Source organism: Cupriavidus laharis (assembly GCF_914271435.1).
Lineage (GTDB): Bacteria > Pseudomonadota > Gammaproteobacteria > Burkholderiales > Burkholderiaceae > Cupriavidus > Cupriavidus laharis.
The window spans coordinates 1-14,728 of record NZ_CAJZAI010000004.1 but is presented as its reverse complement, the minus strand read 5'-3'; the positions used below and the strand labels follow the sequence as shown (position 1 = coordinate 14,728).

Below are 14,728 nucleotides of genomic sequence, written 5' to 3'. Positions count from 1 at the left end.
TGCCGAGGATTTGCCAGCCTACGCTCAATTTGCGATGGCCACTGGCCTCGCGCAACGCCCTTCGCATGCAGCATGAATCACGTTTGCGTGGCGCCGGGGCAAAATGCCCCGGCCGATCCGTGAAGACCGGGTGCCCTCTGGCTTAGAAGTACCTGCTCACATTAAGCATCACGCCATAGTCGCGCGTGCGATCCTGCTCCGCCATATAGCCGTCGAGCGACACGGTGGACAGCGCCGTGGCATAGCCCACGTTGAACCGTCCCTTGTAGTTGAAACGGGCGCGGCCCGAGCTTTCGGGCAGCCGGAATCGTGCATCCGGGGCGCCCGCCAGGCTCGCGTAGCGGTGGCCGCCCGCGTACCCGAGGTTCGGGCCGCCGTGTACCGACAGGCTGGCAGTCAGCCCCCGGTCATTCGCAAACCCCAGCTTCATGCCGGCCACCGCGTCGACGGCCGTGGTACTGGCTCCCGTCACGTCAAGGTTGTACAGGCCCGCGCCATGCTCGGCCACCGCGTGGTCGCGCGTTCGGCGCATCTCCATACCGAGCGACGGCGTGAACGAAAAGCCGCGCGACATCGCCATGGGCTTGCCTGCCTGCAGGTTGACGAGGGTCTTGTCCTGACCGTTGCGCGACGTGGCCGTTTCGCGCACGCTACCGTAGTTCAGTGCACGGGTCGATTCCAGCCGGTGCTGCTCGAACTGGAGATCGCCCGTCAGTTCGAACCCCGCTCCCAGCGGCTTGCTGTACTGCATGCCGGCAAACTGGCTCACACCCGACAGGCCATGACGGGTGGTCGCGCGGGAGTTCCGGTCCAGGTTCAGCAGGTTGGCCACGCCATAGCGCAGCGCCAGTTTGCCCGCGCCGCCCATGTCGAAGCGCGAAGCCAACACGGCCATGTCGTACTCCGAGCCGGCCAGCCGCGAGCCCGGGCTGCCACGTGTAACCAGATTGAACCCGATACCGCCGGGCCCTTCCCTGACACTGTCTGCCAGTACGCCGAAGCGATGGCTCAGCACCCTCGCCTGGTTCATTGCCGTGCCGAAGCCTTGTCCCGTCAGTTGCCGGATACCGTTGGTCACCTCATTGACCGACCCCAGATTCAGGCTGCCGAACATCGTGTTGCCGGCATAGCCGGCCTCCAGCGCCGCGGCGGCCTGCTTGAGCGCAACGTCGGTGACGATGTCCTGGTAGGCGTTCTTCGTCATGGTGACGTTGACGTTCCCTGCGCTGTCCTTGCTGCCGCTTGCCGTCCAGACAGGACTGGCCGAGCGGATGTTCTCGGCGCCGGCGATATCCTGTCCCTGGAACACGCCATCGAAGCTCACGACACGGGAGCCCGTGCCCGCCGCGAAACCGGTGTCGACATTCACGTCAACCAGGTCGGCATAGTTCACACGCATTGTGCCCGCGGTACCGTTCGCGCTCGTGCCCACCGTATACCGGCGCACCGCGCTGCGCAATGGCGCCGGATCCTGCACGGTGTTGGCGGTATCGACATTGCTCACATAGCCTTCATCGCCAGGCGCGATCAGGCCGCTGCCGGTGACGCCTTCGCCTATGGTGACCCGTCCGAGATTGACAATGCGTCCCTGCCCCTTGGCCCGCCCCGTGATCGCGAATGCGTAAGAGTCGTTGGCATTGATATTGATGACACCGGTAGTGTCGTTCCTGATCACTGCGGTAGCCGCGGGCGCGTCCAGCATCATGCCGACCAGCCCCGTGCCATGGCTTGCAGGCTGGCCAGCCACGCCAAGATTGATCGTGCCGCGGTTCACCGCTTCGCCGGTGCCGCCTTCGCCGATCAGCATGCCGATGCCGTTGTCGCCCCGGACATGAATGACGCCCCCAGCTTCGTTGTAGGCATCGTAGTTGCCATTGCGCAGACGGATGGCCGCCTTGTTCTGGCTTGCCGTGCCGCCAGCCTCAAAGTCGATGATGCCCTTGTTGACCAGGCTGCTCCTGACGGAAGCTGCCGTGGTAATGGTTGCCATGGCCCCGTAGCCACCGCTCGCATTGATGGTGCCTTCGTTGATGACCTGGCCCGGCGACCCCGTAGCGCTGATGCCGCCCGCCATGGCGCGCATGGCTGCGCTGACATTGGCACTGGCACCCGATGCATTGATGATGCCTCGATTGAGCACAGTGGAGGCCTCTGTCTGCAGGATGTCCTGCTCGCCCGCAAGGTTCACTACGCCGCCGGATTCATTGAGGAACTGGCTGCGCCAACCAGCCCGCACGTCGCTCGACACCACCCCTGCGTTCGACAGCACGGCGTCGTCGGAAAGTGAGATGGCGGCATCGGCGGCAGACGACATCGAACCACTGTTGGCGATCCTGTTGCCCCAGCCACGGGCCACAATCTTTCCGTCGAACATGTTCGCATTGGTGAACGTTCCGTTTCCTTTCAGGAACACAGCGGCGTTCATCGTGCCAAGGTTTTCCAGTGCGCCATCGCTCCACACCGTCACGTCCGTGCGCAATTCGCCTGAGGCAAGATTCGTCAGCTTGCCGAGTGCGTTCACCGCGAAGGAACCGCCGTCGACCACGCCGGCATTTGTCACGCTGACAGATGATCCCGCATTCAACGTCGTGCCAGCCGGACCCGGGAGCGTCAGCGTCTCGCCCACGCCGGACAATTGGGATCCATCGTTATATTCGGTTTGCGCAACGCTGCTGCTGTTGTCGACAGCGGGGTCAATGCCGGGACCCACATTGATGCGTCCCCGATTGACAATTCGGCTGTCGGCATCCGCGTAGAAGGCTCGGCCGAGATCCGTGGCGATATTGATGACGCCGTTCTCGGCGTTGATGGCAATCCCTCCGTACAGCGCCCCCATGCCGACAAGTTGGTGTGGCGTACCATCAGAGACCGTCGTGCTGTCCGCGCCCAGGTTGATGGTGCCCGCGTTTGTGACCGTGCCGCCGTTCAGCGCCAGCATGCCAAAGCCGGAGTTTCTGATATTGATCACGCCTGTATTGGTCGCCTGCGCGTTGTTTCCAAAGCCAGCATCGGTGGAACCTGCGACCATGCCGCCGCCCCGATAGCGCGAGGTGTTTGTCGTATATGCAATCGAGCCGGCCAGGCTGCCCGAGGCATCGGTAATGGGAATAAACCCATCCAGCTGGATTGTCCCCTGGTTGATCGCAGTACCGTCTGCACTGGCGGAAGTGCCAAACAAGCCGGGGCCATGCAGGTCTATGACACCGTCCGCGGTATTGACTGCGACAGCGCCGCCTTCGGCGAGCTGGGCATACGCAGCGCTGTCCCACCTGAGAGGATAGATGTTCACCCCATCCTGACTGAACGGCGTGCCGGAAGCGCTCAGCGTCAGGTTCCCGCGATTGACAGCCCGGCTTCCCGGGCCGTTTGCCATCTGGAAGGTACCCTCCTGTGCACCTTCCACCTGCGCCCGGATCGTGCCCGCGTTATCGACTGCTCCATGATCGAACGCCCTCATAAGAACGCCCAGGATCGTTGAGTCGGACGCATCGATGAGGCCGGCATTCGCCACGAGGGATCCTTCCCCGGATGCCTGCAAGGTTCCATGAAGCTGCGCCTGTGCGAACGGTTCATTCCCGATAGCGACCTTAAGAACAGAGTCACTCTCGAGGCCGATTCGTGCACCGTTCGCCGCTCTTGCCAACTGTGTTTCGCCCAGCGATCCACCGCTGTTGTCGACAGTGGACAGGCCGCGGATACTGACGGTGCTATCCCCGCTCGCGAGGATGCCAATGAGGTCATGGCCGGTGTCGGGATCGTGCAGCCCGAGCTTGATGCCGCCATCCACCTGAACCGTATTGAAGTCATTGTCGACTTCCAGGCCAATCAGCGAGGACCCGGTGTTTCTCCTGATGTTGGCTGAAGATGTCAGTTCGATGCCGCCGGTGACATGCACGGCGTTTTCCTGGCCGCTGACCGACACGCCCCGGATCATGCCCCCCGACGCACTTACCTCCTCGTCTCCCAGCGTCTCATTGCCGACCGATACCTTGCCGTCGATTCGCACGGTATTGTGATCGCCACCAACCAGGACACCATCGCCGCGTTGCAGGACTCCGGATTCATTCCTGGCAGCCACGACGTTGACATTGCCATCGATCAGGACTGCGGCACCTCCCCCGGCGATACGCGCGCCAGTGCCATTCAGGCTGACGTTGATATCGCCCGTATTTTCGACGCGAGTGAAATCGCCAAACCCGGCATTACCGGCCGTGATGTCAATACCCACCGAATTCATATCCGCTACATGGATAGTGGCCGACGTATTCAGCGTTGCTCGGTCGCCCCTGACATCGACGCCATGGGCTCCGCCGTTGACGTGGAGGGTCCCGTCCAGCGCAATGACCGCATCGTTGCCGGTCACGCGCAGGAGCGCCGAACCGGCATCGTTCACATGGACATCGGTGCTCGATATATCGATCCGGGCGCGGTCCCCGCGAATGTCCATGGCCACGCCACCATCGCGGACGGCGGCCGATGCCGCCATCGAGACGGCGGCATCGTTTCCCGAGACCCGGGTCCCGGTGGAACCCTGCCCGCTCGCCTCAGTCCTGCCATCGATATGGACAGCGGCGTGATCGCCATAGATCGCGGCCCCGGTACCGCCGTTCGTCGCCGTCGTGCCGGCCTTGATCTCCGTCGTCGTGCTGTTGCCGTCGACGATCACCGCGGCGGTGTTGCGAACGTCCGCGGCGGCCGGCGCATCCACATGCACCCTGGCACCATCCCCCTTCACGACCGTGGTCGCGGCGGTGGCCCGGGTGAAGAGGCCTGCCCCATCGAAAATCCAGAACAACCCATCACCACTTTGGCCACGGATCGTGACGGTATTGGCGTCGGTGTTCACGGTCCATCGGTCAACGTAGGTCACATCCCCGCCCGACAGCGGCGTCAGCCGGTAGCCATTGCCATATGGTTCGTATGCATAGCTGACGCCCTGGATTGTCAACGTGCGCGATGCCTTGTCGACCGTCACGCCATTTGCGTAAGTGACGGTGCCGAGGTCGGGCCCGGGCATCGGGTCCGGCTGAGGGTCCGGTTGAGGGCCCGGCGTGGGAGATACGCCGTCATCGCCACCGCTCATGCCCACGGCAACAAGCCCCGCGCCGGCCGCCACAAGCCCTGCGAGCCACAGATCGCGTGGCATCGGGAGTGCCTCCGCCGAAGTGCCATCGCAGGACCCGGCAATGGGCTGGCCCAGCTCATCCGCGCGCGGCTCGCAGGACGCGCCCTTGTCCGCCGAAGCCGAGCCGGTATCGGCAACCGATGAGGCAGCCACCTCCGGTGCCGCACCGCTCCCTACACTGGCACCACGACGGCTGTCCACCGGCTCAGGTTCCAGCGCCTCGTCCGCCACCACGCCGCCCGACGCGGCGAACCCCGCCGCCAGCAGCGTACCGAGCAATGCCTTGCGCACCCGGCCCACCTTGCCGCGTACACGGGCAATCTCAGGAACAGCGATCCAGGCGCCAATGGCTTCATTGAAAACTACACGGTATGTCTTGTTCATGTCCCATGCCTGCGTCAAGTGGGCGGCTCGCGCTGCACGACGTACGTCTTCGTGCGGCAAGCTTCGTTTTGGATGGCAATGAACGGCGACGCGGGCCTGCACCGAGCGCCCACCGGCTCGGAGGATGTGCGGAACGGAATTTGGAGATGCCTGACTGCCCGCGCCCGGTCATTGCCGGGTGAGCCGAAATTGTGTCGAGCTGATAACGCGGTCGGAATCGCCGATCTACGATTCGGGACTACGGTTGATGCACGTCAGCGCAGGCCGCCAGAAATGACAAGGGCCCGGCTCTTGCAAGCCGGGCCCGAGGGCAGTGACGCATCGGCAAAGGGCCTGCCGGCCCCTGCCGTGGAGAGTGGAATCAGCGCTTGGCCATATCCGGCACGTCGCGCGAAGCGGCGCCGTTGAACAGTTGGCGCGGACGGCCGATCTTGTATTCCGGATCGGTGATCATCTCTTCCCACTGCGAGATCCAGCCCGGGGTGCGGGCCAGCGCGAAGATGCAGGTGAACAGCGACGTCGGGATGCCCAGCGCGCGCTGGACGATGCCCGAGTAGAAGTCGACGTTCGGGTACAGCTTGCGGCTGACGAAGTACTCGTCTTCCAGCGCGATCTTTTCCAGCTCCATGGCGAGCTTGAACAGCGGGTCATTGTGCAGACCCAGCTCTTCCAGCACTTCATGGCAGGTTTCGCGCATCAGCTTGGCGCGCGGATCGTAGTTCTTGTACACGCGGTGGCCGAAGCCCATCAGGCGCACGCCCGAGTTCTTGTCCTTGACCTGCTTGATGAACTCGCCGATGTTGTCGACGCTGCCGATCTCTTCGAGCATCTTCAGCGCGGCTTCGTTGGCGCCGCCGTGGGCCGGACCCCACAGGCAGGCCACGCCGGCGGCGATCGCTGCGAACGGGTTGGTGCCCGACGAACCGGCCAGGCGCACCGTCGAGGTCGAAGCGTTCTGCTCGTGGTCGGCGTGCAGGATGAAGATGCGGTCCAGCGCGCGCTCCAGCACCGGGTTGACGGTGTACGGGGCGCACGGCGTGCCGAACAGCATGCGCAGGAAGTTGCCCGAGTAGGACAGGTCGTTCTGCGGGTAGATGTACGGCTGGCCGATGTTGTACTTGTACGCCATGGCGACCATGGTCGGCATCTTGGCGATCAGGCGGATGGCCGAGATCTCGCGCTGGTGCGGATCGTCGATATCCATCGCGTCGTGGTAGAACGCGCTCATGGCACCAACCAGGCCGGTCAGCACGGCCATCGGGTGAGCGTCGCGGCGGAAACCGCGCAGGAAGAACTGCAGCTGCTCGTGAACCATGGTGTGGTTCATGACGTGGCCGGTGAACTCTTCCTTCTGCTTGGCGTTGGGCAGCTCGCCCTTCAGCAGCAGGTAGCAGGTTTCGAGGTGGTCGCACTTCTGCGCCAGCTGCTCGATCGGGTAGCCGCGGTACAGCAGCTCGCCCTTGTCACCGTCGATGTAGGTGATCTTCGAGTTGCACGAAGCCGTCGACATGAAACCGGGGTCGTAGGTGAACTTGCCGGTCTGGCCGTACAGCTTGCGGATGTCGATCACGTCCGGGCCCACGGTGCCCTTGTAGATCGGCAGCTCAACGCTGGGGGAACCATCGGAGAACGATAGCGTGGCTTTCACATCGGACGGCGTCATGTCGGATCCTTCAAATGCTGTGAATAATAATATTGACCAAAACTCAGACCGAACGCAGCAGGCCAATAATGCGCTGCATCGGGGGCGTGTCGAGTTCACCATCAGGCTCCTTGCGGGCAAGGAGCAGGTCCATCAACTCGTTGTCGCTGAGTTCGAACAACGTGCTCAGCGAAGCCACATCCTCATCGGACAGGCTCTCCTCGTAACGGTTGAAGAATCGCTCGACGATGATGTCGTTCTCCAGAAGGCCGCGGCGTGCACGCCAGCGCAGGCGCGCACGCTTGTGCGGATCGGCCTGGTGGGAGAAGGAGGGGGAAAGACTCTCGGTCATGGCTTCCTGCTTTTCGGCGCGACTGCCTGATATAGCCGCTCAGGCTGACGCGCCGCTTACAACGACTGCTATTTACTGCAAACCCCGCCGGATCAGACCGCGCGGCGGACCATCAGCTCCTTGATCTTGCCGATGGCCTTGGTCGGGTTCAGACCCTTCGGGCATACGTCCACGCAGTTCATGATGCTGTGGCAACGGAACAGGCGGTACGGGTCGTTCAGGTTGTCCAGACGCTCGCCGGTAGCCTGGTCGCGGCTGTCCGCGATGAAGCGGTAAGCCTGCAGCAGACCGGCCGGACCAACGAATTTGTCCGGGTTCCACCAGAACGACGGGCACGACGTCGAGCAGCTTGCGCACAGGATGCACTCATACAGGCCGTCGAGCTCGTCGCGCTCTTCCGGCGACTGCAGGCGCTCCTTCTCGGGCGGCGGCTCGTCGTTGATCAGGAACGGCTTGATCGAATGGTACTGCTTGAAGAAGTTCGTCATGTCGACGATCAGGTCGCGCACGACGGGCAGGCCGGGCAGCGGACGCAGCACGATGCGGTCCGGCAGCTCGCGCATGTTCGTCAGGCAGGCCAGGCCGTTCTTGCCGTTGATGTTCATCGCGTCCGAACCGCACACGCCTTCACGGCACGAGCGGCGGAACGAGATCGACTCGTCCTGCTTCTTGAGCTTTACCAGTGCGTCCAGCAGCATGCGCTCGTGGCCGTCGAGCTCGACCTCGTAGGTCTGCATGCGCGGTGCCGCGTCCTTGTCCGGATCGTAGCGGTAGACTTCGAAAATACGCTTCATTTCTGTGGGTCCTGTGTTCTTCTACGATCGGTGATCAGAACGTACGTGCCTTCGGCGGCACGCTTTCAGCCGTCAACGGCTGCATCTTCACCGGCTTGTAGTCGAGGCGGTTGCCTTCGCTGTAGAACAGCGTGTGCTTCAGCCAGTTCTCGTCGTCGCGGTTGGGGAAGTCGCTGTGTGCGTGGGCACCGCGCGATTCCTTGCGGGCAGCGGCCGAGATCATGGTGGCCTTGGCCACTTCCACCAGGTTGGCCACTTCCAGGGCTTCCACCAGCGCGGTGTTGAAGACCTTGGACTTGTCCTTCAGGTGGATGCTGTCGGCACGTTCCACCACTTCCAGGATGCGCTCGACACCTTCGTCCATCAGCTTCTGCGTACGGAACACGCCGGCATGCGACTGCATGTTGCGGCGGATGTCGTTGGCCACGTCCTGGGTGTACTCGCCCGAAGACGAATTCTGCAGCTTGGCCAGGCGCGACAGCGCGCGGTCGGCGGCATCGGCCGGCAGCGGCTTGTGTTCCTTCTGCTTCAGGTTCTGCGCGACGATGTGGTTGCCGGCGGCACGGCCGAACACCACGAGGTCCAGCAGCGAGTTGGTGCCCAACCGGTTGGCGCCGTGCACCGACACGCAGGAGCATTCGCCGATGGCATAGAAACCGTTCACGACTTCGTTCGGGTTGCCGTTCTTCGGCACCACGACCTGGCCGTTGAAGTTCGTCGGGATACCACCCATCTGGTAGTGGATGGTCGGGACGACCGGGATCGGTTCCTTGATCGCGTCGACGTTGGCGAACTTCACGCCGATTTCGCGGATCGACGGCAGGCGCTTCATGATGGTCTCGGCACCGACGTGGGTCAGGTCGAGCAGCACGTAGTCGCCGTTCGGGCCACAGCCGCGGCCTTCCTTGATTTCCTGGTCCATCGAGCGCGACACGAAGTCACGCGGCGCCAGATCCTTCAGCGTCGGGGCATAACGCTCCATGAAGCGCTCGCCATCCTTGTTACGCAGGATGCCACCCTCGCCACGCACACCTTCCGTGATCAGCACGCCCGCGCCGGCCACGCCGGTCGGGTGGAACTGCCAGAACTCCATGTCTTCCAGCGGCACGCCTGCGCGTGCTGCCATGCCCAGGCCATCACCGGTGTTGATGAAGGCGTTGGTGGAAGCCGCGTAGATACGGCCGGCACCGCCGGTCGCGAACAGCGTGGTCTTGGCTTCGAGGATGTAGACCTCGCCGGTTTCCATTTCCAACGCGGTCACGCCCAGCACGTCGCCGTCCTGGTCGCGGATCAGGTCCAGCGCCATCCATTCGACGAAGAAGTGGGTCTTGGCGCGCACGTTGCGCTGGTACAGCGTGTGCAGCAGCGCGTGGCCGGTACGGTCGGCCGCGGCGCAGGCGCGCTGCACGGGCTTTTCGCCGTAGTTGGCCGTGTGGCCGCCGAACGGACGCTGGTAGATGGTGCCGTCCGGGTTGCGGTCGAACGGCATGCCGAAGTGTTCGAGCTCGTACACGACCTTCGGGGCTTCACGGCACATGAACTCGATGGCGTCCTGGTCGCCCAGCCAGTCGGAGCCCTTGATGGTGTCGTAGAAGTGATAGTGCCAGTTGTCTTCGCTCATGTTGCCGAGCGAAGCACCGATGCCACCCTGTGCCGCCACGGTGTGCGAGCGGGTCGGGAACACCTTGGACAGCACGGCAACGTTCAGGCCGGCTTCCGCGAGCTGGAGGGATGCGCGCATCCCGGCGCCGCCAGCACCGACGATGACCACGTCAAAGCGGCGACGCGGCAATCCAGTCTTGACTGCGACCATTTATTACACCCTCCAGAGAATCTGAGCAGCGTAGCCCGCACAACCGACGAGCCACAGAATCGTAAGAACTTGCAGCACGAGGCGCACGGCCATCGGCTTCACATAGTCCATCCAGATGTCGCGCACGCCGATCCAGGCGTGATACAGCAGCGACAGGATGGTCAGGAACGTGATGATCTTCATCCACTGGTTGGAGAAGAGCCCCGCCCACGCTTCGTACGAAGCGCCGTTCGACAGCAGGAAGGCAATGGCCAGGATCACGGTGAACACCACCATGATCACGGCCGTGACGCGTTGCGCGAGCCAGTCTTTCAGGCCGTAATGGGCACCGACGACAAGACGCTTGGGACCGATATTATTGTTTGCCACCTTGATTCTCCTCAGAACAGGCCGAACAGCTTCAGGCCGAAAATCAGGGTAAGCAGCAGGCTCACAACCAGCACGCTGATGGCAGACTTGGCCGAAGCGGGCTTGGAGACGCCGACGTGCACGTCCAGCAGCAGGAAGCGGATACCAGCGCAGAAGTGATGCAGATAACCCCAGATCAGGGCCAGCACAACCAGCTTGACGAAGCCACCGGACAACAAGGCCGAGAACTTTGCGAAGCTCAGTTCGGAGGTAATGCTCTGCTCAAACAGGTACAGAACGAAGGGAAGGAGGAGGAACATCATTGCGCCGCTTACGCGATGCAGGATGGATACCTTGCCGGCCCAGGGCAACCGATAGCTCGCGATTTGCGAGATACCGATGTTCCGGAACTCCGGCCTGGCTTGTTTGACGGCTTCAGCCATGCGAGACCCCATTTTGCGGTAAACAAAAAACGAAACTGCCATTGCCCTGCATGCAAAAGAATGCATTGGGGCAAATCCATGAGATTTTAGCGCCTTTGTTGCGCGCCGCACCAATAATTTTCACCTATCAGGCCCGGACAGGCGGCGCCCGACAATCGCACACAGCAAGTCGGGATGCGCCAAAACCACCCGTACCACGCAACAGATACAACCATCGTGGCGAATATCGCAATAATCCCCGCGATTTCATCAGCCGGGAGCACCGGCGGCATTCAGCTCAGGTCATTCTGGTAATAGTGGCGCGTGGTCACATACAGGCCACGCCGCACCTCGACCGGACGATCGCCATAGGTATAGGACACGCGCTCCACCGACAGCAACGGCGACCCGACCGGGACAGACAGCAAGGTGGCCGCCGTCTCGTCGGCGGCCACCGCACGAATCTTCTCAGAGGCCCGAATCATGCGGGTACCGAATTCGGCCTCGAACAATGCGTACATGGGGCCCTTCCATTCGGTCAGCTTTTCTGCCGTGAGCCCCCTGAAGTTGGCGCCGAGCAGCCAGATCTCGTCCAGCACGGTAGACTCGTCCGAGAATGTCAGCACGCGGCGGATCTGCACGACGCTGTCGCCGGTGCGGATATCGAGCAGCCGCGCGATCTCGGCGGGTGCGCGCAGCCGCTTGCATTCGAGCACGCGGCTGGCGCCATAATGCGGTTCGCCTTCGTCGGGCACCAGCCGCAGGAAGCGGAACTTGACCACGTCTTCGTGGTGGGTAGTGACGAAGGTACCCTTGCCCTGCCGGCGCGCCACCAGGTTTTCGGCGGCCAGCTCGTCGATGGCCTTGCGCACCGTGCCCTGGCTGACCTTGTAGCGCGATGCCAGCTCCATTTCACTGGGGATCATCTCGCCCGGCTTCCACTCGCCCGACTGCAGGCTGCGCGTGATCAGGGCCTTGATCTGCTGGTAGAGCGGACTGAAGGTAGGCGACGGCACGGAGTGGGCCGCGGCGGGAGCCGGCGGCTGGTGGGTAGGTGGCGAGGATGACGACGGCTGCGCCCCGGCGCCGGAGGTGGCGGCACCAGAATCCTGCGCTCCGGGTACGGAAGCGCCGGTCAGGGACGTAGGCAGGGATGACATAGCCGGATTTCACCACAAAAGGACAAAGTCCGTCCAGCCTCACGTTAAACGTCTTATGTCTTATATAAGACATATGAATTGACATCATGAGGACCCCGGCCTACACTCGCGCTGGTCCACGCCGGCGGCACGCATGACAGAGACAGGACAGACATCCAATCTGGCTAATGTGCCCCGCTTCGCAGTAGACTTACGCTTCGTTGCATCACCATGACCCGTTGTGGCTCTCCCTCACCGGTTCCGCCCCGTGGCCCTGCCACCTGGTTCCGGCGGACTGCTGCTCCCCGCTGTGGCGACAACCTGCACCTGGTGACGAGCCTCCCCCTGCGCGGCACGCCACCCACCGGTTTCCCCCATCTTTTCGTTTGGAGATTTACTCATGGCTAAAGCCCCAATGCGCGTCGCAGTGACCGGCGCCGCTGGCCAGATCGGCTACTCCCTGCTGTTCCGCATCGCCAACGGCGACATGCTGGGCAAAGACCAGCCGGTCATCCTCCAACTGCTCGACCTGCCCCAGGCCCAGGCTGCCGTCAAGGGCGTGGTGATGGAACTGGAAGACTGCGCCTTCCCGCTGCTGGCTGGCGTGGTGATCACCGATGACCCGAAGGTCGCCTTCAAGGACGCCGACGTTGCCCTGCTGGTGGGCGCCCGTCCGCGTAGCAAGGGCATGGAGCGCAAGGACCTGCTCGAAGCCAACGCGCAGATCTTTACAGTGCAGGGCAAGGCACTGGACGAAGTCGCCAGCCGCAACGTCAAGGTGCTGGTGGTCGGCAACCCGGCCAACACCAACGCCTACATTGCCATGAAGTCGGCACCGAACCTGCCGCGCGAGAACTTCACCGCCATGCTGCGCCTGGACCACAACCGTGCCCTGTCGCAGATCGCCGCCAAGACCGGCAAGCCGGTGTCGTCGATCGAGAAGATGTTCGTGTGGGGCAACCACAGCCCGACCATGTACGCCGACTACCGCTACGCCACCGTCGACGGCAAGAGCGTCAAGGACATGATCAACGACCCGGTGTGGAACAACGACGTGTTCCTGCCGACCGTCGGCAAGCGCGGCGCCGCCATCATCGAGGCCCGTGGCCTGTCGTCGGCCGCCTCGGCTGCCAACGCCGCCATCGACCACGTGCATGACTGGGTGCTGGGCACCAACGGCAAGGTCGTCACCATGGGCATTCCGTCGAACGGCGAATACGGCATCCCGGCCGATACCATGTTCGGCTACCCGGTGACCTGCGCCAACGGCAAGTACGAGATCGTCAAGGGCCTGGAGATCGACGACTACAGCCGCGAAAAGATCAACATCACCCTGAACGAACTGGAAGAAGAAAAGGCCGGCGTGCAGCACCTGCTCGGCTGATCTTCGGATCCTGTCCGCGACGGAAACCGGAGCACCGCAACGATTCACGAATCGGCGCGGGCTCCGGTTTTTTCTTGGGCCCTACCCTATGGCCTGTTTTCCAACAATTCTCTGACCAGAATCCAAGTGCATCCTTCCGAGGTCTTGTTCCAGGGCGAAGCCATCCCCATCCAGCTGCCGGTGTGCGACCACTACGCGGGCAGCGAAAAGCTGATGCTCAAGTCGCTGGCCCTGCAGCAAGAGCTTGGCCCCATCTTCGATATCACCTTCGACTGCGAAGACGGCGCTGCGGTGGGCCTCGAGCGTGAGCATGCCGAACTGTGCGCCAATCTGGTCAACAGCCCGCTCAATGCCCACAACCGCGTGGGCGTGCGCATCCATGACCCGGCCCATCCGTGCTGGAAGCAGGATGTCGACGTGCTGGTACATGCCGCCGGCGCCCGGCTCGCCTATGTGGTCGTGCCCAAGGTAACCGACGTCGTCGAGGTCGCACGCGTGACCGACCACGTCAACCAGGCTGCCCGCGCAGCGGGCATTGCACGCCACATCCCCATTCATGTGCTGATCGAGACACATGCCGCGCTGGAGCAGGTATTCGATATTGCCTCGCTGGTGCAGGTGGAATGCCTGAGCTTTGGCCTGATGGACTTCGTCTCGGCCCACCATGGCGCCATTCCGGGCGAAGCCATGCGCTCGCCCCAGCAGTTCGAGCATCCGCTGATCCGCAGGGCCATGCTCGAGATATCGGCGGCCTGTCATCGCCATGGCAAGGTGCCGTCACACAATGTCAGCACCGATGTGCAGGCGCCCCAGCACGCGGGAGACGATGCGCACCGCGCGCGTTGCGAGTTCGGCTACCTGCGTAAGTGGAGCATCCACCCGGGCCAGATCGAGCCGATCGTCGCCGCCTTCCGGCCCGGCCTCGACGAAATCGGCGCGGCCAGCCAGATCCTGCTGGCCGCCCATGAGAACAACTGGGCGCCGATCCGGCACGATGGGCAATTGCATGACCGCGCCAGCTACCGCTACTACTGGTCGCTGCTGCAGCGGGCCCACGCTACCGGCACGCAACTGCCGGGCAACGTCGCGGAGCTGTTCTTCGCCTAGCCCGCTGCCCGCACCCGCACAACATCCGGCATATACCGATACCACAGGAGAACAGGATGTCCGCAGCCAAGAACGCGACACCCGCTGAAACCCCTCAGCCGACCGGGCCGAAGCCCAAGAAATCCGTTGCCCTGTCGGGCGTGACCGCCGGCAATACCGCGCTGTGCACGGTCGGCCGTACCGGCAATGACCTGCACTACCGCGGCTATGACATCCTG

10 protein-coding genes and 1 pseudogene are annotated in these 14,728 nt (G+C 63.1%); 3 read left to right on the top strand and 8 right to left on the bottom strand.

Going from position 1 to position 14,728, the window contains the following annotated elements:
* Window positions 1-142: 142 nt before the first annotated feature.
* From LDO29_RS09955 to LDO29_RS09920, 8 genes are all read right to left on the bottom strand, one after another.
* The gene (locus LDO29_RS09955; protein ID WP_224079633.1) at window positions 143-5,509 is read right to left on the bottom strand and encodes a BigA/YdbA N-terminal beta-barrel domain-containing protein; all 5,367 of its coding nucleotides are present in this window, start codon (window positions 5,507-5,509) and stop codon (window positions 143-145) included.
* 361 nt (window positions 5,510-5,870) lie between these two features.
* The gene (gltA, locus tag LDO29_RS09950) at window positions 5,871-7,172 is read right to left on the bottom strand and encodes a citrate synthase (protein ID WP_224079632.1); all 1,302 of its coding nucleotides are present in this window, start codon (window positions 7,170-7,172) and stop codon (window positions 5,871-5,873) included.
* Window positions 7,173-7,215: 43 nt separating this feature from the next.
* Complete coding sequence (locus tag LDO29_RS09945) at window positions 7,216-7,503, bottom strand: FAD assembly factor SdhE (protein ID WP_224079631.1); 288 nt, start codon at window positions 7,501-7,503, stop codon at window positions 7,216-7,218.
* A 92-nt stretch (window positions 7,504-7,595) separates the two neighbouring features.
* Window positions 7,596-8,297 (bottom strand): succinate dehydrogenase iron-sulfur subunit, encoded by a 702-nt coding sequence (locus tag LDO29_RS09940; protein WP_224079630.1) that lies wholly within the window; start codon window positions 8,295-8,297, stop codon window positions 7,596-7,598.
* A 34-nt stretch (window positions 8,298-8,331) separates the two neighbouring features.
* Window positions 8,332-10,110 (bottom strand): succinate dehydrogenase flavoprotein subunit, encoded by a 1,779-nt coding sequence (gene sdhA, locus LDO29_RS09935; RefSeq protein WP_224079629.1) that lies wholly within the window; start codon window positions 10,108-10,110, stop codon window positions 8,332-8,334.
* A 3-nt stretch (window positions 10,111-10,113) separates the two neighbouring features.
* Window positions 10,114-10,479 (bottom strand): succinate dehydrogenase, hydrophobic membrane anchor protein, encoded by a 366-nt coding sequence (sdhD, locus tag LDO29_RS09930; RefSeq protein ID WP_011298475.1) that lies wholly within the window; start codon window positions 10,477-10,479, stop codon window positions 10,114-10,116.
* A gap of 11 nt (window positions 10,480-10,490) precedes the next feature.
* Window positions 10,491-10,901: a succinate dehydrogenase, cytochrome b556 subunit gene (gene sdhC / locus LDO29_RS09925; RefSeq protein WP_224079628.1), complete on the bottom strand. Its 411-nt coding sequence runs from the start codon at window positions 10,899-10,901 to the stop codon at window positions 10,491-10,493.
* A 272-nt stretch (window positions 10,902-11,173) separates the two neighbouring features.
* Complete coding sequence (locus LDO29_RS09920; protein WP_224079627.1) at window positions 11,174-12,040, bottom strand: GntR family transcriptional regulator; 867 nt, start codon at window positions 12,038-12,040, stop codon at window positions 11,174-11,176.
* A 379-nt stretch (window positions 12,041-12,419) separates the two neighbouring features.
* Here LDO29_RS09920 and LDO29_RS09915 point away from each other — a divergent pair, with 379 nt between their 5' ends.
* The 3 genes and pseudogenes from LDO29_RS09915 to LDO29_RS09905 all read left to right on the top strand — a co-directional run.
* Complete coding sequence (locus LDO29_RS09915) at window positions 12,420-13,403, top strand: malate dehydrogenase (protein ID WP_224079626.1); 984 nt, start codon at window positions 12,420-12,422, stop codon at window positions 13,401-13,403.
* Between the two features lie 126 nt (window positions 13,404-13,529).
* A complete protein-coding gene (locus LDO29_RS09910; RefSeq protein WP_224079625.1) occupies window positions 13,530-14,510 on the top strand; it encodes an HpcH/HpaI aldolase/citrate lyase family protein in 981 nt (326 codons plus the stop codon).
* Between the two features lie 56 nt (window positions 14,511-14,566).
* Window positions 14,567-14,728 (top strand): annotated as a pseudogene (locus LDO29_RS09905) (2-methylcitrate synthase); the annotation flags it as partial.

Excerpts from the sequence above, each read along its gene's own strand:
- LDO29_RS09955 (WP_224079633.1), bottom strand. The coding sequence starts at position 5,509 with ATGAACAAGACATACCGTGTAGTTTTCAATGAAGCCATTGGCGCCTGG.
- gltA (WP_224079632.1), bottom strand. The coding sequence starts at position 7,172 with ATGACGCCGTCCGATGTGAAAGCCACGCTATCGTTCTCCGATGGTTCC.
- LDO29_RS09945 (WP_224079631.1), bottom strand. The coding sequence starts at position 7,503 with ATGACCGAGAGTCTTTCCCCCTCCTTCTCCCACCAGGCCGATCCGCAC.
- LDO29_RS09940 (WP_224079630.1), bottom strand. The coding sequence starts at position 8,297 with ATGAAGCGTATTTTCGAAGTCTACCGCTACGATCCGGACAAGGACGCG.
- sdhA (WP_224079629.1), bottom strand. The coding sequence starts at position 10,110 with ATGGTCGCAGTCAAGACTGGATTGCCGCGTCGCCGCTTTGACGTGGTC.
- sdhC (WP_224079628.1), bottom strand. The coding sequence starts at position 10,901 with ATGGCTGAAGCCGTCAAACAAGCCAGGCCGGAGTTCCGGAACATCGGT.
- LDO29_RS09920 (WP_224079627.1), bottom strand. The coding sequence starts at position 12,040 with ATGTCATCCCTGCCTACGTCCCTGACCGGCGCTTCCGTACCCGGAGCG.
- LDO29_RS09915 (WP_224079626.1), top strand. The coding sequence starts at position 12,420 with ATGGCTAAAGCCCCAATGCGCGTCGCAGTGACCGGCGCCGCTGGCCAG.